15 protein-coding genes, 1 other RNA gene and 1 pseudogene are annotated in these 24571 nt (G+C 57.0%); 5 read left to right on the top strand and 12 right to left on the bottom strand.

The genetic code is table 11. From position 1 onward, the window contains the following. Position 1: 1 nt before the first annotated feature. On the bottom strand, positions 2–1264 hold the full coding sequence (locus GTP77_RS12005; RefSeq protein WP_161072396.1) for an MFS transporter: 1263 nt from the start codon (positions 1262–1264) through the stop codon (positions 2–4). 120 nt (positions 1265–1384) lie between these two features. Beyond that, positions 1385–2641, bottom strand: a complete 1257-nt coding sequence (locus GTP77_RS12000) for an acetamidase/formamidase family protein (protein WP_223149345.1) — start codon at positions 2639–2641, stop codon at positions 1385–1387. A gap of 635 nt (positions 2642–3276) precedes the next feature. Here GTP77_RS12000 and GTP77_RS11995 point away from each other — a divergent pair. Both GTP77_RS11995 and GTP77_RS11990 read left to right on the top strand, forming a co-directional pair. After that, positions 3277–3753 (top strand): hypothetical protein, encoded by a 477-nt coding sequence (locus GTP77_RS11995; protein ID WP_161072394.1) that lies wholly within the window; start codon positions 3277–3279, stop codon positions 3751–3753. A gap of 66 nt (positions 3754–3819) precedes the next feature. Then, positions 3820–9222 (top strand): reverse transcriptase domain-containing protein, encoded by a 5403-nt coding sequence (locus GTP77_RS11990; RefSeq protein ID WP_161072393.1) that lies wholly within the window; start codon positions 3820–3822, stop codon positions 9220–9222. Between the two features lie 5 nt (positions 9223–9227). Here GTP77_RS11990 and GTP77_RS11985 read toward each other — a convergent pair whose 3' ends face one another. Both GTP77_RS11985 and GTP77_RS11980 read right to left on the bottom strand, forming a co-directional pair. Continuing rightward, positions 9228–10622, bottom strand: a complete 1395-nt coding sequence (locus tag GTP77_RS11985) for an RNA-directed DNA polymerase (protein ID WP_161072392.1) — start codon at positions 10620–10622, stop codon at positions 9228–9230. Then, the gene (locus GTP77_RS11980; protein ID WP_161072391.1) at positions 10619–11221 is read right to left on the bottom strand and encodes an SLATT domain-containing protein; all 603 of its coding nucleotides are present in this window, start codon (positions 11219–11221) and stop codon (positions 10619–10621) included. The genes GTP77_RS11985 and GTP77_RS11980 overlap by 4 nt, the downstream gene beginning before the upstream one ends. 559 nt (positions 11222–11780) lie before the next feature. Between GTP77_RS11980 and GTP77_RS11975 the strand changes: the two are divergent. Then, positions 11781–12094, top strand: a pseudogene (locus GTP77_RS11975) (IS30 family transposase); the annotation flags it as partial. Positions 12095–12329: 235 nt separating this feature from the next. On the opposite strand, the gene GTP77_RS30330 reads toward GTP77_RS11975, so the two are convergent. Both GTP77_RS30330 and ssrA read right to left on the bottom strand, forming a co-directional pair. Then, positions 12330–13142 carry a PD-(D/E)XK nuclease domain-containing protein gene (locus GTP77_RS30330; RefSeq protein ID WP_223149344.1) on the bottom strand — a complete coding sequence of 271 codons (813 nt, stop codon included), beginning with the start codon at positions 13140–13142 and terminating at the stop codon, positions 12330–12332. A 131-nt stretch (positions 13143–13273) separates the two neighbouring features. After that, positions 13274–13633, bottom strand: a transfer-messenger RNA (tmRNA) gene (gene ssrA / locus GTP77_RS11965). 179 nt (positions 13634–13812) lie between these two features. Here ssrA and GTP77_RS11960 point away from each other — a divergent pair. Next, positions 13813–14253 carry a hypothetical protein gene (locus GTP77_RS11960; RefSeq protein ID WP_161072390.1) on the top strand — a complete coding sequence of 147 codons (441 nt, stop codon included), beginning with the start codon at positions 13813–13815 and terminating at the stop codon, positions 14251–14253. Between the two features lie 13 nt (positions 14254–14266). Then, positions 14267–14410: a hypothetical protein gene (locus GTP77_RS11955; protein ID WP_161072389.1), complete on the top strand. Its 144-nt coding sequence runs from the start codon at positions 14267–14269 to the stop codon at positions 14408–14410. Positions 14411–14443: 33 nt separating this feature from the next. Here the strand turns inward: GTP77_RS11955 and GTP77_RS11950 are convergent, their stop codons facing one another. The 6 genes from GTP77_RS11950 to ompA all read right to left on the bottom strand — a co-directional run bounded on the left by GTP77_RS11950 (position 14444) and on the right by ompA (position 24556). Next, positions 14444–15400: a hypothetical protein gene (locus GTP77_RS11950; protein ID WP_161072388.1), complete on the bottom strand. Its 957-nt coding sequence runs from the start codon at positions 15398–15400 to the stop codon at positions 14444–14446. A gap of 97 nt (positions 15401–15497) precedes the next feature. Then, a complete protein-coding gene (locus GTP77_RS11945) occupies positions 15498–16205 on the bottom strand; it encodes an HAD family hydrolase (protein ID WP_161072387.1) in 708 nt (235 codons plus the stop codon). Positions 16206–16245: 40 nt separating this feature from the next. After that, positions 16246–16941: a bifunctional 2-polyprenyl-6-hydroxyphenol methylase/3-demethylubiquinol 3-O-methyltransferase UbiG gene (ubiG, locus tag GTP77_RS11940; RefSeq protein ID WP_161072386.1), complete on the bottom strand. Its 696-nt coding sequence runs from the start codon at positions 16939–16941 to the stop codon at positions 16246–16248. A 99-nt stretch (positions 16942–17040) separates the two neighbouring features. Beyond that, the gene (locus GTP77_RS11935) at positions 17041–21846 is read right to left on the bottom strand and encodes an MBG domain-containing protein (RefSeq protein ID WP_161072385.1); all 4806 of its coding nucleotides are present in this window, start codon (positions 21844–21846) and stop codon (positions 17041–17043) included. Between the two features lie 96 nt (positions 21847–21942). Further along, the gene (locus GTP77_RS11930; protein WP_161072384.1) at positions 21943–23634 is read right to left on the bottom strand and encodes a ShlB/FhaC/HecB family hemolysin secretion/activation protein; all 1692 of its coding nucleotides are present in this window, start codon (positions 23632–23634) and stop codon (positions 21943–21945) included. Between the two features lie 202 nt (positions 23635–23836). Further along, the gene (ompA, locus tag GTP77_RS11925) at positions 23837–24556 is read right to left on the bottom strand and encodes an outer membrane protein OmpA (RefSeq protein ID WP_161072383.1); all 720 of its coding nucleotides are present in this window, start codon (positions 24554–24556) and stop codon (positions 23837–23839) included. Positions 24557–24571: the final 15 nt, after the last annotated feature.

Genomic DNA, 24571 nt, shown 5'->3' with positions numbered 1-24571 from the left:
GCTAGTGTTGCAGAGTATGCGAAGGTTCACGGACCAAGGTCCACAGCAGCGCGGCGGCCAGCAGGTCGAGCACGGCGAGGCTGACAAAAAACGGCGTGTAGCCCACGCTGGCCATCAGTCCGCCTATCAGCAGCGAAAAGATCAGCAGGCCCAGGTTGCCGAAGGTGCCGCACATGCCCGCCACGGTGGCCACTTCGTTGCGGCGGAACAGGTCGGACGACATGGTGATGACGGTGACGGACAAGGTCTGGTGCGCAAAGCCTGCCAGGCTCAGCAAGGCGATCGCCGCATAAGGGCTGTCCACGAAGCCGACAAAGGCCACGCCCATCATCATGCAGGCGCCCAGCGTGAAGGCGCCGCGCCGCGCATTAATCAGGCGCACGCCGCGCTTTTGCAGCGCCAGCACCACGAGCGGCCCGAACAGGCAGCCCAGGTCGGCGGCCAGGAAGGGCAGCCAGGCGAACATGGCGATCTGCATCAGGTCGAAATGGCGCACCGTGGTCAGGTACAGCGGCACCCAGAACGACAGCGTGCCCCAAGCCGGGTCGGCCAGGAAGCGGGGCAGGGCGATGCCCCAGAAATTGCGCATCTTGAGAATGCTGAGGATGGACGGGCGCGTGCCGTCGCCTTGCAGGTGCTGCTCCTGGCCTGCGGCGATATGCTGCGCCTCGGCTTGCGACAGGCGGCGGTGGCGCGCCGGCGCGTCGTACAGCAGCAGCCAGGCCGCCACCCACACCAGGCCCAGCGCGCCGGTGATGACGAAGGCCGACTGCCAGTTGTAATGCAGAATCGCCCACACCACCAGCGGCGGCGCCAGCATGGAGCCGAAGGAGGCGCCGATATTGAAAATGCCGCCCGCCAGTCCGCGCTCCTTGGCAGGGAACCATTCGGACACGGCCTTCATGCCGGCCGGGTTGGCCGAGCCTTCTGCCAGGCCCAGCAGGCCGCGCAGCCCGGCCAGCGCTTGCCAGCTGGTGGCCATGCCGTGCGCCATGCAGATGACGGACCAGGCCGCCGCGAACATGGCAAAGCCGAATTTCAGGCCGATTACGTCCAGCACATAGCCGCACAGCGGCTGCAGCATGATGGCGCCCTGGAAGGCGGCGGTGATGTACGAGTATTCCTGGGTGGTGATGTGCAGCTCGGCGAGCAGGGTGGGGGCCGAGACCGCCAGCGTGCTGCGCGTGAGATAGTTGATGACCGCTCCCAGCATGATCAGGCTGATCATCCACCAGCGAAGGCCTTTGATCTTGGAAGCGAACATGTTTGCGCAATCATGAAATGACGGGAATCGAACAATAGCACAATAAAGTCGCTACATGATTGCGCAATCTTTCTGGATTTTCAGGATGGCTATGCTGCTTAATTTGATAGAAATGGGTAGTCAGCGGCGCGGCAGCAGGTCTTTCCTGATTTTCGCAGCGACGCCGACGCTGCGGCCGGCCAGGTTGGCGACCGTGTATTGGACCGCGCTGCCCAGCACCACTGCGCTGTCCGACAGGCTGAGGCCGTAGTCCTGCTCCAGCCATTGCGTCATGCCGGCAGTGGCCGCGCGCAGGGCGTCATCCAGCGAACCGGCCTGGCCCAGCGTCATGATGTGCGTCGGTGATTCAACGCGCGGCATGCCGATCGCCTTGCCCTTGATGACTTCCACGCGGAACTCCACCTCCATCGAAGTTTCAAGCGCGTACTGCGAGGTTTCGCCGTCGCCCTGGAGCGCGTGCGCGTCGCCCAGGTAGAGTAGGGCGCCGGGCTGCTGCACCGGAAGGTAGACCGTGTTGCCTTCGACGACTTCGTTGAAATCCATATTGCCGCCGAAGCGCCCGGTATCACCGGTGGACACGGCGGGTCCATCGGGTGGCGCCACCGCCAGGCCGCCCAGCATGGGGCGCACCGGGACGGCAAAGCCGCGCAAGGTATCGCCCTGCCGTTCGGGGCTTGCCAGGCCGCGCTCGAGGTCCAGCTTCCAGCGCACCGGCTTGCCCAGCGCCGTGGCGCGCGCTGCGACGCCCACCGTCCGTGCGCGGCCGACGATGTCGTCCAGGCTGTCCGCGTAGTCGCGGTTCAACTTCAGTTTGAGCAGGCGGACCACCAGGGTATCGCCCGCTTCCGCGCCCATCACGAAGAAGGGGCCTGTCTGCGGATTGCCGTACAGCGCACGCGTTACGCCGCGCTCATCGACGCCGCCGGAATCGATGGTGGTGGTGTGGATGGTGTCGCCGGGCCAGACCGTCAGCACCGGTGTGCGGGTGGCGCTGAACTCATTCGCATAGTCCTTGGGCTGGAACTCATGCCGCTGGGGCGCGCTGGATGACCGTTCGGGCAAGCGGCGGGCGCTGAAGGTATGGCTGGCGCGGGCTTTTGCATCATTCGTGTCCGGGAAATCTGCGCTGCCCTGCAAGCGGTTTGCCTCGGCACTGCCTTTGTATTCGTAGCGCTTGCCGTCTTTGTCGATGACGCTCAGCAGAATCTGGCCATTCTTGCGCGTGCCGGTCAGGCTGTCGCCGTCGAGCGTGCCGGACAGCTTTCCGCCCTCATCCTGCAGATGCAGGGTCATGAAGGAAGGATTGCCCCAGCGGTCAAGTTGCAGCAGCCAGCTTTCGGCAGCTTGCGCCGAGAGGGCTGCGCCTATAAGAATCATGAAGAGTATTTTGCGCATAAGGTACGCTGGCCGCGTAGTGGAGGGGAGGAGTCGGGCCATGATAGCAAGAATAGAAATGAAGTAGAAGATTTTTTCTACTTTATGGGGGCGTATTGATATGTGGATGCACTGATCTTCGTACCGGTAATTTCCTCAGTTATGACGTGAGCAGGAATTCAGTAGGTCGTTACAGAGATAGATAACGCGCGCGGAAAATCGCCAAAGGCGATTTTCTGAATGGACGAATCGGAGAGGGTTGCGCTTGCAAGCGCACCCCTCTTTTGCGGCGGCGAGCAGTGCTCGCCGAATTCCCGCAAAAGCCCCGCGTCCGTCAGGGACGGACGCGGATTCGATTCCACAGTCTGCGCAATCGAACAAAAAAATGGGTCCCAAGCTTGCGCTTGGAACCCATTTTTTTGTTCGGTGGTGGAGACGGCGGGAATCTGCAATCTCCACCATTGGCACACGTAAGCTATTGATTCTACAGGGCCGCTTGTGCCGGTTTGGCTCGACGGCGCACTTCACTTGGGGTGCGAACTTGGGGGCATTTTAGCACTGGGCTTCGATCCATGAATTACATGTTGACAAATTCTCATGGGGCTGCAAACTACGAAGTTTTGCGATAGAACCTTCCCATGGTTTTAAATATTGACTATCAGCTAACGGGTTCTGGATGGGCCGATTGCAAAGTGCAGTCCGCTGACAAGTCTTGCCAGATTTCCGCGTCTTACTTGTCCGACGCTTTAGGGCGCCTTGTGATTGCCGCTTCTGCGGTCTTGGCGGGGGCGCATAGCATTTCCGTTGGCTTTGATGAGGAGCCAGGCGAATTTCGTTGGGTTATCACCAACACCGGCGGAAACCTTTGGGTGTCGGTCTCGATTTTGTCTTTCCCAGAGCTGTGGGGTGCTCGACCGGACTCGGAAGGCGAAGTGATGTTCTCATACTCATGCGACCCCTCCGAATTTGCGACAGCGGTTCGTGACGCCGCACAAAACGTTCTCGATCACCATGGCGTTGCCGGGTATAAGAAAAAATGGGTCGAGCACGAATTCCCTTCGGAGCAACTGAAATTGCTCGATGAGGCAATCGCCCGTTGGAATTCAAACCGATAGCGGAATAGCTCATCGTTCGACTTTCTCATATACGGCTGAGCTCCACGAACCATACCTTACTTACCAATGAATAATATAGAAAAAATAAGCGCTTATATCGCAAAATATTTTGGTTCAACGGCGAACTTCTATGTGAAACAGGTCAGCGATGGCAGCTACCGGAAAACGGCTGGGAGCGTTAACGCTGCATTAGTTAAATCAGTGATTGCTAACGAACAATCAATTGCTTGCTATCAACGAAACGTCGACCATACGATTAACTGGATTTGTTTTGACTTCGATATATTAAAAAGTAATTTAGGAACGGCATCGGAGGCTGAATGCGAAAAATATTTATTGCAAATAGCTGATCGATTTTCTGAATCTCTGGTGGAAAAAAATATTCAGCACTTGTTGGAGTTTTCTGGAAATCGAGGGATCCACATTTGGATCGGCTTCAGCTCGCCAATTTTCCCATATATCGGATTTGAAATTGTAAAATATCTTTTAGATCAATCCGGTATTTCGATTGACCGATCAATGATAGGGCTGGATCTCTTTCCCTCGTCAGCTTCGCACAAATCTACGCATGGCAAGGCAGTAAAAATTCCGCTGTCAAGACATGCAAAATCAGGTTTCTATTCTGTTCTGGTCCCGAAAATTCCAACAAGCTTTTCGGCGGCTCGCCAAAGTCTGCTTGATGAAAAAACAATACTCCAACAACTTGCTCTCCTCCAGGCATATGTCCAAGAGTCGCTCGCATCGATAGAGGAGAAGACCGGCTATATATTTGAATCAAATGAAATAGATAATAGCGCTATTGAACGGGTCAGAAAGATTAAATTGAACTGTGATGACCTGGGACTTAATGAATTAATGGCTCATTGGTCGACTGTTCCGCTGGTCAGTACACTGGCCCAAGAAATCGAGAAAGGGACTCTGCCACACGCGCATCGAGAGCTTTTAGTGGGCTTATTGAGTAGATTGGTGAATTTAAAAGATGACGATATAGGCCAAAAACTTTTAATCGAAATATTTAGCAAAATGCCTAATTACGATGTGGAAAAGACCAAGTTGGCCCTATCGAAATTAAAGAACTTGCCATTCCCAGATTTGGAAATGGTGGAGCATCTTTGCAACTATAAACATAGCACACGATTGGATAAAGTAAGTTTGGCTATGTTAATAATGCCAAATGTCTGCTCAGTGGATGATGGCTTGTTCTCTATTAAAGAATCAGATGTAAAAGTAACCATAATTGCTGAAAGAAATTATCTTTATCAAAATGACGAAGTTCGATGCATTCGAGTGATAGAAGAGCTTTCCGACATTGATTTTCAGCAGTTAGAAAAAAATTTTGGAGCATTTATCGACGGTGCTGGAGTGATGGAACTATATCGTCATAAACGCAAAGAATTAAAAAAGGAAAATTATCGCGAGCTCATAACGCTTTCCGCACCGTCTCGACTGTATACCACTTGGGCGATTAAGCACCTAGTACAGGTCTATGATTATGAATCGAGTCCAAATTCGTACGGTTATAAGATGAATCCTAACTTTGCGGGCGGACACATTTTCAAACCTTGGTTATACCAGTGGGTGGAATTTTTGTCAGATATTGCAGACGTTATAAACAATGAATTAAATTCAGGATGCTACATCGTTAAAGCTGACATCAAGAGCTTTTATGATTCTATTCCTCAAGATAATCTAGAACGCTTGCTCTTAACCGGATTGAATAACACAATTTTCGAGAAGTTGGAAACCATGTCGCAAAGTTCTGCGGCGAGATACAAAGACATTGTGCGTTCGTTGATGAGAGTAACACAGGAATGCAATGCCGCACGAACGGGCGTACCTCAAGGCCCAGCTTATGCTCGGGTTTTAGCTGAGCTATATCTAGGGCAGATTGACGAATTGATGGACGGTTATTTAGCATCCGGCGAGCTAATTTTCTACCATCGTTATGTGGACGACATCTTTTTTGTGGTTGCAACCCGACCGGAAGCAGATAACAAGCTTGCAGAACTAAGCTCCCGGTTGAGTTTGCTTGGGCTTGCATTAAATGCCGAAAAGACCAGTATTTCGAAAATCAATAATTTTGATGATGAATTCGACAAGTATAGGGCCCAAGCGAAATACGCTATTGACGCAGTTTCTAGTAATATAGATAATGCGACGCCATACGAGAAAAATATGGCCCTTTTAGAGTATAACAAACTTATCTCGCGGCAGGCGGAAAATGATGACGCTGTCTTCCTATTCTCTCATTTGCCAGGATTTGAGATTGCTGATCGATATCGCAGCAAGGCGGTAAATTCCATCATTGTAAGCGAAGTTGGACGGGGCAATCTATTTAAACATGTTTTTATATATCTGCTTAGCACTCCAGACCTATGGCCTGCGTTCAATGCCATCACTAGGTTATCTGAGCTACAGTCCGAGGTTTTCACGTCAGTATGTGCAAATATTCTGGCAGATCAGCGGGATGCTACTCCTGATTTAGTTTTCTTTATCGAGTCCCAGCTTCTAAAACTAACCGATACGAAACTAGTCAATGAACATAAAGTGTATTTGAAGTTATATTATAATGTAGGAAAAGACATTGGGGATTTTGAGGCCGAAGCTGTACTTAAATGTATTCGCAGTGCTGAAAATTCCGATCAGCTGATAATAGATAAAAATGTTCTGGACCTAACCGCATCAACCTTGAATGGTATTTCGGACCTCGGGGAATTTGTAGCCTACCTTTACCCGATGTGCATTGAGGCAAAAACAAACCATGAGGCTTTGCAAGTTCTCGCAAAGATTTTCTCAGCGAAGATCGCGGGCGATGAAAAAAATGGCAGGCTAAGAATCGATGCTTGTGGGGAAACCATCCTTTGCCAAGTTTTTGCTAATAAATTTTATCAACTTCTCTGTTTGTTCACTTTATCAACTGCCATTAACAACAGTCGGCTACTCGAACGAGCTTGGGAATTTTGCGCAACTATCTTTAATTCATTTAGTGAGTTGACGACCCGCAACCGGAAGGCTTCTTGGTATAGAAATTTTGACCAAATTGATGTCAATAATGCGCATCTAAATATTGCAGTAACCTGCATTACTGAAAAGGCGATCTGGCGTGGCGAACCTGATAAACATGGAATATACATTAACTATCACAACTCATTGATGGTCTTTGTTTTAACAGGAGGACAGCATCAAACGTTGGAAGAGGTACGAACGGCAATCGGTAAGGTTCGGGACATCGGGGCGTTTTATCAATGGCTATTTAGTAATGATGTGGACCTCTTCCCTTCAAGAAAATGGTTTATTGAAAATTTGATAAAAAATGATTGCATTCTCCTAAAGCGAGAAGATCAAATCTTGATACGGAAGCGCGTTGAGGCCTTCGTTGCAACTAAGGCGACCACAGACAGTTTGAGCAAGACACTTGTTGGATATGCCGACGATGTAGTCCCTTACAAGTCTTCGTCTCATACATCGATTTTTGATTTAATCGTACCCGGTCGGAAATTCTTTACCAACCTACGTGCAATTAAAAATCTGGTTGGACAATATGCTACAGAGCCTCTTAATCCGCCAAATTTATTTTCGCCAAAAAGTATGTTGACCAAGGATGGAGTTCTTCCTTTCAGCGATGAGTTGAGAGGGGCGCCATATTTAATATACGAAAAAAATGATAAGATTGATAGCGTCTCGAATAGTTTCGGAGCTTTTTTAAAGAATCTTTTCATGATACTAGATTCCGATTCAGAGCAGGCGTACTCTTCCATTAATTCGTCAATGACATTTTCAAATTTTTACTCTCGGTATATTTTGCAATTAGATGCGAAAAAAGAAGTGGCCAGTTTTTTGCATTCTTTTGATCTTCTGAGCAACGACGGTTCCTCTGCTAATGACGAAGTTGGCTTTGACCTGACGGTGGCCAGCTCAATATACGGTACACAAGATATTTCGGAGGCAGTGCCACCGTTCGCCAAAGTAAAAGCATTCTTCGATAAATATAATAGAATTCACCGAAGTTCTACCTTGAAACATATATACATGGTCGAAAAAGGGGTTGGTTATGCCAAAGAAAATTTATCGATATTTATCCAAGATATTTTGAAACCCATTGATGCGGCTCGTAACTATCGCGTCGATTTAGCTTTAGCGCTCGGGGACGATATAAGAGAGTATAAGGCAAGAATTCTTGAAATGATCTTGGATATATCGGCCGTTTTGACTCTTGAGGATTTTGTTCACAGCAATGTCACGCAAAGCATTGTAACTGAGAAAATTCTTGTCAATGGACTTAGTTATTCATACGAAAATGTTTTTGTGGTGAATCCGGCGAGTGGGCTTAATCAGTCTTTTGCATCGGAACATGTTTTCCTTTTGCAATCATCTGAAGATATCTTCTCTTACTCAGAGAATGAAAACGTTTTTCTGTTCTTTACGCCGAAAGAATTTACGATAAGTTATTCGGATATACTTGACCGACAACGTTACTATTTTCCAGCTCCTGGAAAGTCTTCGCCACCGTATCCGTACGTCAAAATTGACTTAAATTTAGACAATTTGGATATTAATCTTGCCGTTAAGGTAATAGCTGCTCAGCGTGATATTTCCAATGAGGATGCTGATAACAGAATTCGGACTTGGCTTAGCCATATACCGGAGGCACTGCGGCGGGCTATGGTTCGCCTAATTGAGGCGCATGAGATGATGTCACATACAGAAATCAGAGTTTTTCGCGCGCATTTCGAGGAGCTGCGAGCTAAGTCAAAAAATCCGGTGCTGCTCAAGAGATTTCGTGATTTTGGTGGTGTCCATCGAATACTCGCAGACAATGCAGAGCTTGCTCGATCGCTTGATGACTGTGGGCTAGATTCTCTGCCAACGGGTGCAAGAGAGGCAACTATATTTTCAGATTTAGGTTTGTCTGGTGGGCAAATCGTAAAATCACTCAAATACTATTTAGATATTGACGAAATTCCCTCTGATAAAATGTATTTTGGCGATTCGGGTGTTTCGCGAACCAAGATTGGTTTAGCTTTGCGAGAGCTAAAAAAACTTAATTTATGTTTCGTTCTTTATACCGACGATTGCATTGAAAAAATTAAGACATGTCTTTTGAATTACGGACTTTCGACGCAGATTGAAGTTACCTGCGGGCGAAATATTTCTGCCACCGCATTCCTTGGAACGACGCAAAAACTGTCAGTTGGAAATAAAGAGACCCTATTCGCGATACTTAAGGATAAGGAAATTATTGACCACCTTATGAATTCCGTGTTTATAACAAATAGGGATATGCGAAAAAATCTACGTGGAAAAATCTCTATTTGTGATTCCATAAATCTAGTATGCCGTTTTCAATCAATGCCAAAAAAAGCCTTGGATTTCCTAACTGCAGACCTTAGAGGGGTACCTGGTAGCGCATTGTTTGAGCGTGTACGAGAGCTCGGAGAGAGTAAGCCATCCACTAGCAATGCTCCATAGTCGGCTTAACCCCGCGAACCACCTTGTATGTCCTCTTCCATTTCAGATGTCTCTCGCCTTATTTTGCGTTTGAATAAACGATCGATCACAATCTCGCTCAAGAGTAGTACGTTATCGATACCGTACATGGTCAGAATTTCACGTTTGTAGGCGAGTGACGTCGTGTCGAAATTCGGAATGTACCTTTGTTCCATGTTTCCACGCTTGGCCTCATGGAAGGTCCTGGCGAATGACTTGATCTCTTTTTGCGCAAGGTCCAGTTCAAAGCGACGTGCCAGTACCAAGAGTGTTTTATCGAGATGGTGGAGTTGCGACATTGCCTCGTCGTCAATTTGAGAAAAGTAAAATATCCAGCCTTTTCGGACACCGTCTGTGATGCAACCAGTTACTCGTAGGTTTAGTCGCCACAGACATATTTTCTTTGCCTTCTCCAGTAAATGAAGTTGTTTGAACGGATTCGCTTCAGTGCGAGCCATATCGCATCGATACTTGTAGGTTGTGAGAATTTTTGCGATAGACGCTTCGATGCGGCGAATAGAATTTAACTTTACTGATGCTTTACCAGCGTTAAATTCATAACCAAGGAAATGAAATTTTTCTGAGATATCACCGATGAAGGATTTTCCTATTTCACCTATCTCGTGTGTTTGAAGCCTGTAATTTTCCCAGAGCCGAGCACGAAATTGCTCGGCAAGCGCATCGGGATCTTCCTTTGTTAGCACAAGGATGTCATCTACATATCTGTGATAAACCACGCCTGGAATGGCGCGCGCCCATTGGTCAAATTCCGATAAGTAAATCTCGGCAAGAATGTTTGAGATTGAGAGGCCTTGGGGGACACCCTTCTGCTCCTTCTCCCGTTCGCGATCAGGAAAGGCGACTGTGGGAGACTCGATAGCTGCACTGATTAGCGATCGAATTTCAGGCTTTCGTATTTTTCGATGGAGTATTCGCATAAGTACCGAATGCTCAATCGTAGGATAAAAGGTGATCACGTCCAGCTTGATGAAGCGAGTGTACTCACTGGTACGCAGGCTGGTCCGCAGTTCGGAGATTGTGTGCTGCGGAAGCTTGACAGTTAATTGGTTTGAGAATGCGTGCTTAAGGACATTGCACAGCGCGCGCAACGTAAGACGGTCCCTGAATGTGGGGATGGAGATCACTCTGGGAGGCTTGTTTGCGCCCTTGGAGATTAGTTTTTCTTGGTACTGGGAAAACTTATATTTTCCTTCCCTCGCTTTCGTCGAAATCAGATTAATTTCTTGCTCCAGGCGGCTCTCAAAGATTTGCCTACTGAGCCGGTCTATGCCGATTGCGCCGGTGAGTGCGATATGGGTTGCGTACAACTGGCGTAGCTGCTCGTGGCTATATTCCTTCGAAAACTGCTGCGCCGCACTCATTTAACGATGTACCAAAGCACCGCTGCCACAGGCGCAGCATAGGCAATGAACAAACTGGTAAATCGCCAGAGCCGCCACCAATAATAGCGACCTCTCTCCTGCCAGGTAAGAAGTCGAGAGGTTAGCCCAGTGCCGGCAAGGATCCGAGCACGGATATCGTCCAGGTCTGAATGGTTTTCAACGTCGCGTAGCGCTTTATTGTAATGGTCTAACAATGCATTGTAGTCTTGCTCGGCCTCTGGTGACTCAGCTTTTTCGGTCAACAATCTCAAGCGGTCTTCTATTCTCTGGAGGTCGTGATAACCACTCTTGAAACGCGCGGCTCGGTCTTTGAAGGACTTGGTGTTCAGATAAAGAGAGAGGGCAAGTAATACTATGGACAGTACTGCTAGGCTTGTATCGATAAAATTCTTGTCAGCTGGCCTGGGATCATACTTGAGCATGATTACAGACAGGCAGCTTGTGTAGGCCGCGTACACTACCATGAGCAGTTGTGTTTGGAAATCGTTTTTTAAAAGCCGGTCTTCAGCATTGATCCACGCTTTACGAGTGAACCATACGTTGTTTGTTAATTTGTTGGCGCGCTCAGAGGTGGTCAAGATTCATCCAGAAAAAGGGGGAGAGCACGAAATTTATGCAAGGTTAAACTCCCCATATTTGGGGACTGCCGAAGCCGATGACAGTGTCATCGAAGGATTAGATTCACCCCAGAAGGGGTCCTGGTTGCCCAGCGTGCTCTCCTTGAATGTACCTTACTGCAATTTCGATGTATAGGCAATAACTTTAGCGACAGCGATACCGTTGGCATTCGTTATGTCGCTGTAATCGACTAGGTTCCTCCTAATCAACATCAAGGTGACATAAATATCCAACGCAGCTAAGTTGTTGTCCCGACCATCTGTCTCGCACTGGTTCGGTCAAGAATCGGTGGATTGCAGCAGGAATCAGAGTGTTGAACAGAAGCCAATGGCTTGTAACAGGAATTCGTAGCTTGGAGCGGGAATCGGTGGCTTGGCGCAGGAATAGGCGGCTTGCTCGAGAAGTAGTGGCTTACAAGAGAACCGGCAGCGTGCTCAAGAACATCCGTCCGCTTTCGTACGGGAATGAGTGACGTTATTGATGTGAGAGCCGGTGGCCGCTTTCACGAGAATACGCACCCGCAGGTTACCGCACGAGCTTTACAAATCGCTGACCTGGGATAGAGGGAAAGAGATGGCGGGGCACAAGCGTTTCACCTTGGCCACCGATGTCCAGGTCTACTTTTGCGATCCGCAGAATCCGTGGCAGCGAGGCTCGAATGAAAATACAAACGGGCTATTACGCCAGTATTTTCCGAAGGGTCTGGACCTTTGCACCTACTCGCAGGACAATCTCGATGAGGTGGCTAGAAGGCTGAACGAACGTCCCAGGAGACGCTACACTACCAAACGCCGGCTCAGCAATTTGAAAGGTGTGTTGCGTTGACCGATTGAATCCGCAGGTGCAAGCGGACCTTAGCATCGAGAACACTCGCCGGCAGCTCTGGAAGCTGACGTATGAGGGGATCGAGCGCCGGGGCTAATTGCGGGGCTAACGCAAGGGAAAACATGGGAATTCAGGGGCAGTTACTTTAGGCGGAGTACATGAAGATGCCCCTTGAAGCCCCGACGCGGTCTCCCCTCGCGAGGTTCATAGCCTAGCGCCAGATTTGGTCAGCCACCCGTAGGTTTATCGCTGTGGTTGGATCACTACAAGAACTTCAAAGCCATCGCTATCGCTATTTAAATCACTTTCGATACCCGCAGGGTTTTGTATAAGTCCATCCGGGTCGTAGACAAAACATATCAGACGACTGCAGCCGGGGTGTGCGCGATACCGCGTAATATCAATTATCAACTGGTCCGAGAGTTCCTTCGTCCGCAACGTATCTCTTGTCTTCTTCACTTCTATGAACGTCTTTAGCGCCGGCAGGTAGAAGTCGGTGCGAGAGCATTTGCTCGCGTAGGAAGGTACATATTCCTCAGGCCGAATGTCCGTGAATTTCAGGCGAAGCAGGGCATGGAGCAGATCCTGGACGTCGTACTCATCTTCAATCGTTACCGGGTCACGCTGGCCGTGCCTATGGCGTAGCTGCATCGCAAACTGATGGAAGTTTAGCAGTAGATTGCGAAGGAAGTCGAGATGCTCGACATTCCCTTGCCCAGAGGCAGGAAGGGGGGGAGTGTCCATAGTCATACGGAGCACGCGTTTTTGCAGTGCCTCGACAATTGTTATTATTTGCCGAACGCTATGTACGCTGGACGAACCGAAGAAATTCTGCTGTCCGACTCCGTACTCATGAGAAAGCTTACGCTTATGCTCCTCAGAGCGGGGTACGTGATCTGTGAGGAAATCACGTAGCTCTTGAACAATCCCATGCAACCTAGACTGATCGCCACTTCCAATATGGATGCCTGAATTCGTCAACTTGAACCCCTGCTCAATCTTGGTAAGAGCCTCGCGGTGTGCCTCAAGTTCATTGACGATCTCTGTTTTATCCATCGATTTGTAATGTTGGATGTGGCAAATAAAAAGGCTGTCATTTTGTTGGCATTCCGGTGCCTAAATAGCCCCAAAACACCCCAATAAATGACAGCCTTCTACTTCTAACTACTTGATTTTACAAGAATTCTTGGTGGAGACGGCGGGAATCGAACCCGCGTCCGCAAGCACTCTACAGACAGTTCTACATACTTAGCACTATCATTTAATTTAACCAGTACGGCACGGATGTGCACGTTACGTACCAGCGATTCACCTTAGATTTAGCGCTACTTCAAGTGACCCGTTATAGCGCGATTCCCTGTAAATGACTCCTCAGCTTTTAACGGCCCGCCCCAGGGAAGAAGCGTTGAGGAGCTAACAGCAATTAAGCTGCCAGTGCGTACGAGTTATCGTTTGCAGTTATTGATTTCTGGGTGTATTTACGAGGTAACCAGGCCTCGGTATGCCCTGTTCTGCTTTGCAACCCACGTCGAAGCCAGGTCGTCCCCACAGACTTATCATTGTACTCGATTCCGACGCCCTGTGTCGTGCTTTCCCACCCCATGTACATCCAGCCGCTTTTCACGCAAGAACTAACCCTGGAAGCCCAAGTGTTGCGGTCGCTTAAAGTCTCGTAGTGCGTTTTCAGGCAGTGTCTGTACTTTCAATGAGCGCGCGGAGGGAACCTATGGGGTGGTTCATTGTCAACATACTGTTGCCGGTCTCGGTGCCGTTGATTTTCATGAAATTGGCCGGCTTGGTGCCCACTTTACCGCCGGAGGTCGCAGCCCGTACCAGCTTGTTGCTACTGGTGAAGGATGGGCAACTTGGCTGGGTTGCCTTGGGATTTTCGGCATCCTGCATCTATGACGCGTTGGCTTATCTTCTAAAGATGGGACGTGATAGTCCGTTGTGGCTTCAGTCCGTGCTGGGGCTGTCTTTGGCGACGCTTGTTTTGTCGAGCCTGCTGGCGGTACTAGGCGGCTTGTTCCCGGTAAGTGGGAGTTTGTCCGAGGTGCGTGCGTGGTCGAGGTGGGCGGAAACGTATCGCGTGTTTCTCATCACTGTCGTGCTGATGGCCGCAGCGGCGACAATGCGATGCGCCGTGCATTACAATTTATCGGTCTAGCGGGAGGAGGATCATGTCCGACACAACTGACGAGCAAGAAAAGGAGGCGCCGCGGCCTCCTGAGTGGCTGATGAATTCCATCGTGGTGATTGTGGCCATCCAGGTGGTGATACTGGTCTGGACGATCTGGCACTACGACTTGCGCCTGTGGGAATGATGCGGCGCGCGCAGCCTGCGCGCGCCCTGTGCGCTACGCCTTGCCCGGCACCCGGAATACCGGTTCGCTGCCCTTGAAGGTCACTTCGAACAGGTGGCGGGCGGATTCTTTGACCTTGTCGGAATACAGGTTCTGGAAAGCGTCCGGCGCCTCCAGCGCCAGGTCGACCTGCAGCCGCTGCAGCATGTGCGCATGGTACAGGCTGGCCACCCGCGCTTCCCTCGACTGCACTTCGCGCGGGCTGCGCACTTTTTCGTTTTCCACTTCGAAGTACTTGATGAGGATGCACTCGAGCAGGTCCATCTGGTCCTTGAGCAGCATGTCCTGCATCTCGTCGCTGTCGGCGCCGGGGATGGGCGCGCCGGTGCTGAAATCCAGGCGCTGGATCAGCAGGAAGTTGTCGAAGTCCGGACCATTGTTGTCGCACACGCGGTTCACGCCGCTGATGCGGCCTTTCAGCAGGCGGCCGGCCGGGTCGCGGGTCTGGCCCACGTAGTGCACCTTGGTCGGGTAGTCGTGCTTGGTGTCGAAGCTTTGCAGCAGGTCGTGGATCGAATAGGTTTCTATCATCGAGCCCCAGTTGAGCGTGAGGAAGCGCTCGAACACCTGCACCGTCGGCTTCTTCAGCGTGGCGTCTTCCGGGACTTTCAGCTCGATGGTGATGGAGTCGCGCTTCTGATCGCCGCCCACCAGGATGGGAATGCTCAGCTTCAGGCCGAAAAAGCCCCAGCTGGTCGAGCGCGACGTGTCGAAGCGCAGCTTCGGACGGCTCACCAGCATGTACATCAGCCGCTTTTCCATGGTCGCTTCCACCGCGAACTGCATGCGGCGCAGGTAGCGGCCCAGCGGGTCGCGGAAGTCCGGCACCGGCGGAAAGTCCACCAGCAGGTCGTACCAGTAGAACTTGGATTCGGACACTGTCACATCCCAGCTCTGCGGCGTATGGCTGCGCGCAGCGGGGTCGGCGATTATTAGTTCATCGCTAGTCATGTGCGTACTCCGGTTCTCACTTGTTGGTTACCCTTCTTGCTTACCCTTTTATCTTACGCGGAGAATTGCCGTGCGGCAATGGTCGCGTGACAATCTATCAGGCTGCAAGCGCGTTTGCGGCCTGTTCTGTTACGGTATTTTGCACTATTTGCAATAAGGATAGCGGTGTCGGCAACAAATAATCGGCATTCCACGCCACGGGCTCGGTCGGGCCGCAATAGCCCCAGGCGCAGGCCACGGTGGCCATGCCGGCCGCCTGGCCGGCCTGGATGTCGCGCAGGTCGTCGCCCACGTACCAGCAAGCTTCCGGCGGCAGGCCGAGGCGGCGCGCCGCTTCCAGCAGCGGCGCCGGGTGCGGCTTGGCGTGCGCGGTGGTGTCGCCCGAGACCACGCAGCCGGCGTGCGCCAGGCCGATCAGCGGCAGCAGCGGGTCGGTGAAGCGGGCTGGCTTGTTGGTGACGATGCCCCAGGCGATGCCTGCCGCTTCCAGCCCGGCCAGCAGCTCGTGCACGCCGTCGAACAGGGTGCTGTGCACGGCGATGGCGGCTTCGTAATTGTCGAAGAAGCCATTTTTCAGCTCATCAAAGCCGGCGTCCTGCGGCGTCAGGCCGAAGGACACGCCTATCATGCCCCGCGCGCCGGCCGAGGCGGTGGGGCGCAGCAGTTCGTAAGGCGTGGCTTCCAGCCCGCGCGCGCTGCGCAGCAGGTTGACGGCGGCGGCCAGGTCGGGCGCGGTATCGGCCAGGGTGCCGTCCAGGTCGAACAGGACGGCGCGCGGGGCGGACAAGGGGGCAGGATGGCTCATGGGAGGGCGGTAGTGGGCGGCCGCAGCCGCCGGAATGTGGTTAGGCGGGGCGGCTGGTGGCGACCATGTAGTTGACGCTGGTGTCCTCGTTCAGCGAGTAGATCTTGCTGAGCGGGTTGTAGCCCAGGCCCTTCAGGCCGTTCACCTGCAGGCCGGCGCTGCGCGCGTATTGCGACAATTCGGCCGGGGTGATGAACTTGGCGTAGTCGTGGGTGCCGCGCGGCAACATGCGCAACACGTATTCGGCGCCGATCACGGCAAACAGATAGGCCTTGGGATTGCGGTTCAGCGTGGAGAAGAAGACCTGGCCGCCCGGTTTCACCAGGGTGGCGGCGGCGCGCACGATGGCGCCCGGGTCGGGCACGTGCTCCAGCATTTCCATGCAGGTCACCACGTCGTACAGGCCGGCTTCCTGCGCGGCCATCTCTTCGGCGGCGATCAGCTTGTAGCGCACCTGCACGCCGCTCTCCAGGCTGTGCAGGTCGGCCACTTTCAGCGCTTTTTCGGACAGGTCGATGCCGGTCACCTTGGCGCCCTTGCGCGCCATGGATTCGGCCAAGATGCCGCCACCGCAGCCGATGTCGATCACGTTCTTGCCCGCCAGCGGGGCGCGCGCGTTGATCCATTCCAGGCGCAGCGGATTGATTTCGTGCAGGGGACGGAATTCGGACGTGGGATCCCACCAGCGGTGGGCCAGTTCGCTAAATTTTTGGATTTCTAGAGGGTCGGCATTCATATCCGCATGATAGCGGGATTTTGCCGCGCGCCAAAGTGTGCGCGCAACAAAATCCGCGAAAAGCGGGGCGGGGGCCGGCCCGGCCGCCCGACCGTGCGGCTATTTGGCAGGGTTGAGCAGGTATTCGCCGCCGCTGACGTGGCCCGAGGAGACGATGGCGCCGTAGGCGGGCGACTGCTCGGCGCTCTTGCGCACCTGCTCGCGCACCCGTTCCAGCACCGTCTTGGCGGGCTGCTCGGTGTTCTTGTCGAGCTCGGCCAAGAGGTAGTAGGTGAACGGCGAGTGCCCCTCGAAGGCGCTGTCGGCCACCACTTCCTCGCCGCCCGAGGTCATGGCCACCACCGAGCGCCGGTTCAGGATGGCGTTGCGGCTCAGCGTGCTGCCCGCGCCGGCGGCGCCGGTTTCGCGCGTCAGCGCGCCCGAGAAGCAGCTGTCGGACACCAGCAGCACCTGGCGCGCCGGAATATTGGCCAGGAAGCGGGCGATGTCGATATTGGACAACCAGCCGCGCGGGTTGTCGATGCGGCCGTCGGCCGGGATCCAGTAGCCCACCGAGGAGCCAGGGTGGATGTGGCCGTGCCCGGCGTAGAACACCATCACGCTGTCCGCGCCTTCGGCATCCTTGATCAGCTTGTTCATGGCGTTGACCATGTCCAGCCGCGTCGCGTTGCTCAGGCCGGACACCTCGTAGCCTTGTTTTTTCAGCACGTCGCCGATGGCCTCGGCGTCCTGGCCAGCGCCCTCCAGGCTGGTGAGCGGCGAGCCGTACTGCTGGTTGCCGATCACCAGGGCCAGCTTGCGCCGGATCTGGGCCGCCGGCGCGGCCTGGCCATCGGTGTCGATGCGCGCCTGCACCGGCACGCGCGGCTGGGCGATGCATTCGCCCTCGTTGTTGGCGCCGCAGTCCGGCAGGCGGGCGATGTTGGGATTGCTGGTGATCAGCTGGTTGGCCGGCGCAAACAGTTCCTTGCGCTGGGCGCTGACCGTGCCGCCGGCGATGGCGGCCGGTTTCTCCGGCTCGGCCTGCATCGGCGCGGGCGGCGTCACCACCGTCACGGTCTCCAGCGCGCGGGTGGACACCGGCGGCTCGATCGGCGCGGGCGGCGGCGGCGCGGACACCACCAGCGCGCCGTTCGCGGTGCGCACAATATAGTTGTCGCCCGCCGCGCCGCCGGCGGCGGTGATGACGTAGCTGCCCACGGCCGAGCCGGCGCCGGCCGGCGTGCTCAGGCTCACGCCGGTCACCAGGTCGCGCGTGTCGTTGTAGACCAGGCCTTGCACGCTGTAGGTCAGGGTGGGGTCGGGATCGGCCAGCAGCTTGAATTTGTCGTCGGCGCGCACCGTCAGCGTGGCCTTGCCCACGGTCAGCGTGGCCGGCGCGCCGTAGCCGGTGATGTTGTAGTTGGCCGCCGTGCCGCCGCTGATGCTGATCGGGTAGGTGCCCACCTTGGCCGCCGCGCCGGTGGTGGTGGCGAAGTTCACGCCGCTCACCACGGCGGCCGTGTCGCTGTACAGCAGGCCGGTGGCGCCGAAAGTCAGGGACGGGTTCACGCCGTACACGGTGCTGGCGTTGTTGGCGTTGAGCACCAGGTTGGCCTTGCTCACCGTCAGCGTGCCGCCGGTGGCGCTGCGGATGGTGTAATTGTCCGCCACCGCATTGGTGATGTTGATGCTGATGGCGTGGCTGCCGGCCACGGCGGTGGCGCCGGTGGGCGCGCTCAGGGTGGCGCCGCTGACCACGGCCACGGTGTCGTTGTACTTCAGGCCGCTGGCCGTGAAGCGCAGCGTGGGGTCGGCCGCGCCATACACCTTGCTCAGGTTGACGGCGGCCAGCGTCAGGTCGGCCTTGGTCACGGTCAGCGTGCCGTTGACGAACACGATGTCGTATTTGCTGGAGGTGAGCCCGCCGGGGATCACGCTGTACACGCCCACATTGGTGCCGGTCTGCCAGGTGCCGGAGTAGCTCAGCGTGCCGCCCAACGAGGCCAGCGTGTCGCCGTCGGCCAGGCCGGTCGGCGTCACGGACAGTTCCAGCGGCGTAACGCGGCTGCCGTACACGCGCGTCAGGCTGTTGGCGGCGATGGTCAGCACGATGGCTTGCGGCGAGATGACGCGCAGCACCGGGCCGGCGCTGCTGGTGCGCCAGACGCCGGTAAAGTCCCAGCCCACATAGGTGGCCTGTTGCGCCAGCTCCGCGGTGGTCTTGCCGCTGCCGCCGCCGGCGCTGGCGGCCTGGCCGGACTTTTGCGTGTCCCAGTAGCTGCTGCTCACGCCGCTGGCCGCGCCCGAGCCGATCAGCCCGCCCGTGCTGGCGCCGCCCTGCACGCTGCCGTAGGCGTAGCTGTTGATGACCTGGCCGCTGTTCACGCCCACCAGGCCGCCCGCCGCCGCCGTGGCCGGGGCGGACACGCTGGCGCTGCTGGCGCTGTCGCGCACGACGCCCGTGTTCAGGCCGGCCACGCCGCCGTTGGCGCCGCTGCCGCCGCCCACGGTGCTGGTGACGACCTGGGAGTTGCTGATGGTGCCGTTGTTCACGCCGGCCAGCCCGCCTGCGTTGACGCTGCCGGCGATGGTGGCGTTTTCAATGCTCAGGCCGGTCAGGGTGCCGCTGTTGACGCCCACCAGGCCACCGGCGCCCGCAGCGTCCACGTTCAGGCCGCGTATGCTGCGGCCGGCGCCGTCCAGCTGGCCGGCAAAGGCTGGCAGGTAGAGCCCGGGCGAGGCGCTCAGGTCGAGGCTGGCGCCCAGCCGGAATTTCAGGCTGGACTGCTGCGCGAAGCCGAGCAGGTCGCGCAGGCCCTGCACATCGCTGATCAGGTAGGCGCCCAGCAGCGTGTCGAAAGGCAGCGAGGCGGCGTAGTTGGCGATGCTCAGCGTTTTTCCGTGCGTGAGCCAGTCCTGGAACTGGGCGTGGTAAAGGCCGCCCGTGCCCAGGCGCGCCGCGCCGTTGACCTGCACCGCGTCCACGTCGTAATAGCTGTTGACCGGCGTGCTTTGCAGATTGCCGGCCAGGGCGTTAATGGTGTAGCGGGTGGCGGCGGTCACATTGTTGCCCGCCACATTGGCCTGGCTGTAGCTGTCGCGGATCTGGGACGCGTTCTGCGCGCTGCCGGCCAGGCCGCCCACATTGCTGGCGCCGCGCACGGTGCCGGCCACGCTGACGCCGTTCAGGCTGCCGCTCAGGGTGCCGGCGATGCCGCCCACGTTGCTCAGCCCGTTGATGGTGACGCCGGTCAGCGCCAGGTCGCGCACCTGCCCGCTCAGCACGCCGAACAAGCCCATATCGCTGCTGGCGGGGCGGTTGATGTTGAGCTTGTCGATGGTGTGGCCGAAGCCTGCCATCAGGCCGCTGAACGGGGTGGTGGCGTCGCCCACCGGCACCCAGCCCTGGCCGCCGTCCAGCAGCGCGGTGGCGCTGGCGTCGATGTCGCTGGTGAGCGCGAAGGCGCGGTTGGGCTGGGTGCGCAGCATGGTGTTCAGGGCCGCCGTGCTGTTGGTGTTCATCACCACATAGCTGACGTCGTTGACGGTGACCGACGGCGCGGTGCCGGACAGCGTAATCTTGTTGCCGTTGAGGACGTAATCGGTGGCGTAGCGCATCACCAGCCCGGCCGTGTTGCCGCTGGCCGTCAGGCCGTTCTGGCCGCCCGCGCCGAACACGATGCCGCCCTCGGCCAGCAGGCCCAGCGTGTTGTTGGAGCTCCAGCTGATGGGGTTGTTGATGTAGATGGTGCCGGTGCCGTTGCGCGAGCCGCTGGCGCTCTGGATGTCCAGGCTGGTGCTGGCCAGGTTGGCCGATACGGTGGCGCCGCTGATGTCGTCGCCGGCCGCCGTGCCGATGGTGAAGTCCTGCGGATCGATCAGCCAGCTGCCGGCCTTGCCGCCGGCCGACAGGGTGTTGACGCGCGCGCCGTCGCCCACCTTGACGCTGGCGGCCGAGGTTTCCACCGCGCCGCCGCTGCCGCCGCCGCCCGCGCTGGCGTCTATGCTGCCGGTAAAGCGCACGCTGCCGTTTTGCATATCGCCGAACACGTCCACCTTGCCGCCGTCGCCCTGGGCGGACGCGGCCGCAATGCTGCCGCCGGCCTGCACCTCGCCGCCGGTGAGCGACACGATGCCGCCGTTGTGGACCACGCCGCTGGCGCGGATGATGCCGGTGTTGGCCACCAGCCCGCCCGCCGTGCCCGCCGCCGTGCTGGCCGCCAGCGCAATGCGCCCGCTTTCGCTGTCGAGCAGGCCGCTGTTGTCGACCAGCGCCTGCGCCGCCGCGCCCGTCACCTGCGCCTGGATCAGGCCGTCGGATGTGATGTTCAGCCGCACCGCGTCGCCCGCCGCCAGCGCGATGGCGCCGCGCGGCGCGGTGATGCTGCCGCTGTTGCGCACCGCCAGCCCGGTGAGCGCCACGCTGCCGCCGTCGGCCGCGCGGATCTCGCCCTGGTTGACCACGCTGCCGCTGTTGCGCACCTCGGCCGCGCCCGCCAGCCAGGACTCATTGCTGGCGCTGCCCGCCGCCACGCCCAGGCTGCCCACGTCCACCCGCGCCGTGGGCGTGAAGGTCACGCCGTTCGCGTTCAGCAGGAACACCCGGCCGTTGCTGCTGAGCCGGCCGGCGATCTCGCTGCTGCCGTTCAGTACGCGGTTCAGCGTGCTGGCGCTGGCATTCGGCTGGATGTACTGCACGCTGGCGTCGCGCCCGATGTTGTAACTCTGCCAGTCGATAATGGCTTGCTGGCTGCTCTGGCGCACCTGCATGGTGGCCGCGTTCTGGCTGATGGCGGCCTGGCCGGCGGCCACATTGCCGCCGGTGGGCAGGGCGCCCGGCGCGGCCTGGGCCGCTGCGCGTTCCATGGCGGCCAGGGCCAGCAGGCAGCACAGCACGGTCTGTTTGAGAGGGAATTGCGGCATGGACATGATCAGCACCCCACAACGGCAAGTTAAGAATGACCCAGCGACGGCGTGTATCCTCGTAGGGCGGCTTAGCGCGGAGCGCGTAAGCCGCCGCTAGAACCGGAAAATCGCGAACGCCCACACTCGGAAGCGCGACGAGCGGCCATCGCTGTCGTTGCCGGTCAGCGGGTCGGCCACCGGGTTGTGGCCCAGCTTGCGCGCCGCGATCAGCGACAGCTCGACCCGGCTGGCCGGCTGCCAGGCCACGCCCAGGCCCGCGCCTTTCAGCGTAAAGCTGTTGTCGCCCACAAAGCTTGGCCACGGGTGCTTGCGCACCTTGATCCAGCCCATGTCGTAGAAGGCAAAGCCGCGCAGCGCCTGGCCGAACTGCTGGTGGTACTCCAGCTGCGCCACCAGGCTCTGGTCGCCCGCTGTTTCGCCGCTGGGGTAGGCGCGCACGGCGCCCATGCCGCCCAGCAGGAAAGTTTCCGACGAGTCCAGGTTTTTGCTGGCCAGCTGGCCGGACAGATTGGCCACGAAGCTGCCGTCCTTGGCCACCGGCTGGCTGCGCGTGTAGCCGAAGGCCAGCTTGCCGAAGCCGCCGCGCAGGTCGGGGCCGAGATGGTCGCTGACGGCGTCCAGCGCCGCGCCGTCCAGCTTGACGTTGCCGCCGGTCAGCGTCACCCAGCCGTAGTTGAAGGCCGTGCCGCTGGTCCAGTCGGTGCGCAGGCCCAGGTTCAGTTCGTTGACCGTGTGCTCGCTGGTGAGCGCGCCCAGCTGGTGATTGGTCAGCTTGCGGCGCAGCACCTCGGCGCTGGCGTACAGGTTGTAGGCGCGCGAACGCGCCAGCGCGCGCTGCAGGTCCACGCCGAACAGGGTGGTGCGGCCGTGCGCGTCCAGCGGCTCGAAGGCGCCGCCCAGTTCGTAGCGCGACACTTGCCCGCTCAGGCCGATGCGGTAGTCGCCCGGCAGCGGATGCTGGTAGTGGGCGCGCAGGCTGCGCTGCTTGTCGGTCAGCAGCTGGCCGGTCAGCTGCAGCTGGTCGGCGTGGCCGGTCAGGTTGGCCACTTTCAGGTTCACCGTGTCGTGCCACTGGCTGGTGTAGCGGTTGCCGGTGTTGTCCACGCTCACGCTGCCGCTCACGCGCCCGGCCGCTTCCAGTTCAAACTGGATGTCGTAGCGGCCCAGGGCGGCGGCCGGCAGCAGCAACGCGCGCACCGGCGTGCCCACGTAGTCGGACATGCGGTACACCGCTTCCTCCAGCCTGGCGCGGCTGATGGCCGAGCCGGGCGGCAGCAGCATGCGGGCCGGCGCCAGCGCGCCCGACGGCACGGACAGCTGGCCGGGCGCGGCCGACAGCTTGAGCTCCTCCACCGTGCCCTGCAGGATGCGAATTTCCACCATGCCGTCCTGCACGTCCTGCAGCGGCACCCAGGCCTTGGCCACCACCAGGCCCAGGTCGGACTGCAGATGGCGCTCGACCTTGTCGGCCACGGTGTGCAGTTCACTCAGCGCCATCACGCGGCCGCCGTCGCCGGCGGTCAGGCTGGCCAGCGTGGCCGGCGCAATGCCGTCCAGGTCGCCGCTGAAGCGGAAACCTTTCACCATCAGGCTGCCTTCGGTGAGCGCGGGCTGGCCCGGCTGCGCGGCGGGATTGAGCACCACGCGCGGTGCGGAGGGCGGGGGGGAGGGGGGCGGCGGGCGGTTGCGGTCGTCCAGCCGGCCTGCGTCCGGCACCGTTTGGGCCAGGCAGTTGAGACACTGTGCGGCAGCAATGCCGCCGAAAAGCCAAGCGCGGTTAATCATGCTTAACCCCTGTTCTCTCACTTCAGCGATTGTCCAACAGGAAAGAATCGTCCTGCAACGCCGATGTCGAGTCAACAACAAATTGGGGTGAGTACAAATTTACAACGCCGCATTTTGCATGGCAAAAAAAAGCCGCCCGGCATGAACCGGGCGGCTTGAATGGTGCTATTCGCGCGCGTTTAATGCATGCGCGTGCTGCGTATTACTTGGTGCTGCGGGTACCCACAACTTCGATTTCCACGCGGCGGTTTTTAGCGCGGCCGGCGGCGGTCTTGTTGTCGTCCACTGGCTGCTTCTCGCCTTTGCCTTCGGTGTAGACGCGGTTCGCTTCAACGCCTTTGGAGATCAGATAGGCTTTCACGGCTTCCGAACGGCGTACCGACAGCTTCTGGTTGTATTCATCGCTGCCGACGGAGTCGGTGTGGCCTACGGCGATGATGACTTCCAGGTTGATCGCGCCCAGTTTCGAGCTCAGGTCGTCCAGCTTGGCTTTGCCTTCAGGCTTCAGCACGGCTTTGTCGAAGTCGAAGAAGGCGTCCGCTGCGAAGCTGACTTTTTCCGAGGTCGGCGCCGGAGCCGGTGCTGGCGCAGGGGCTGGTGCAGGAGCCGGGGCGGGGGCCGGTGCTGGTGGCGGCGGCGGTGCTACGCATTTGCCGTTCTCCAGTTTCTCTGGCTCAACGCAGATTGGCAGATCGCAACCTGGCACGGCGTCAGCCGGGGTCCAGTAGCCGGTGCGCCAGCACAGGCCGAACGGGTCGCGGGCGATAATGCCGCGTGCATCCTGTACATAAGCGCTCTTCGGAGTGGCGGCCTTGATGTCCTGGGTTACGGGGGCGAAAGGCGGGGTGGTTGGCTGCTGGGCCACGGCGGATCCAGCGATCACTGCCGACGCAGCAAAAATCGATGCAATAATTTTATTCATATTTTTTCTTCCTTT

Origin of the sequence: Pseudoduganella aquatica, from assembly GCF_009857595.1 — a bacterium.
Classification (GTDB): domain Bacteria; phylum Pseudomonadota; class Gammaproteobacteria; order Burkholderiales; family Burkholderiaceae_D; genus Rugamonas; species Rugamonas aquatica_A.
This window is presented reverse-complemented; position numbering and strand designations above follow the sequence as displayed.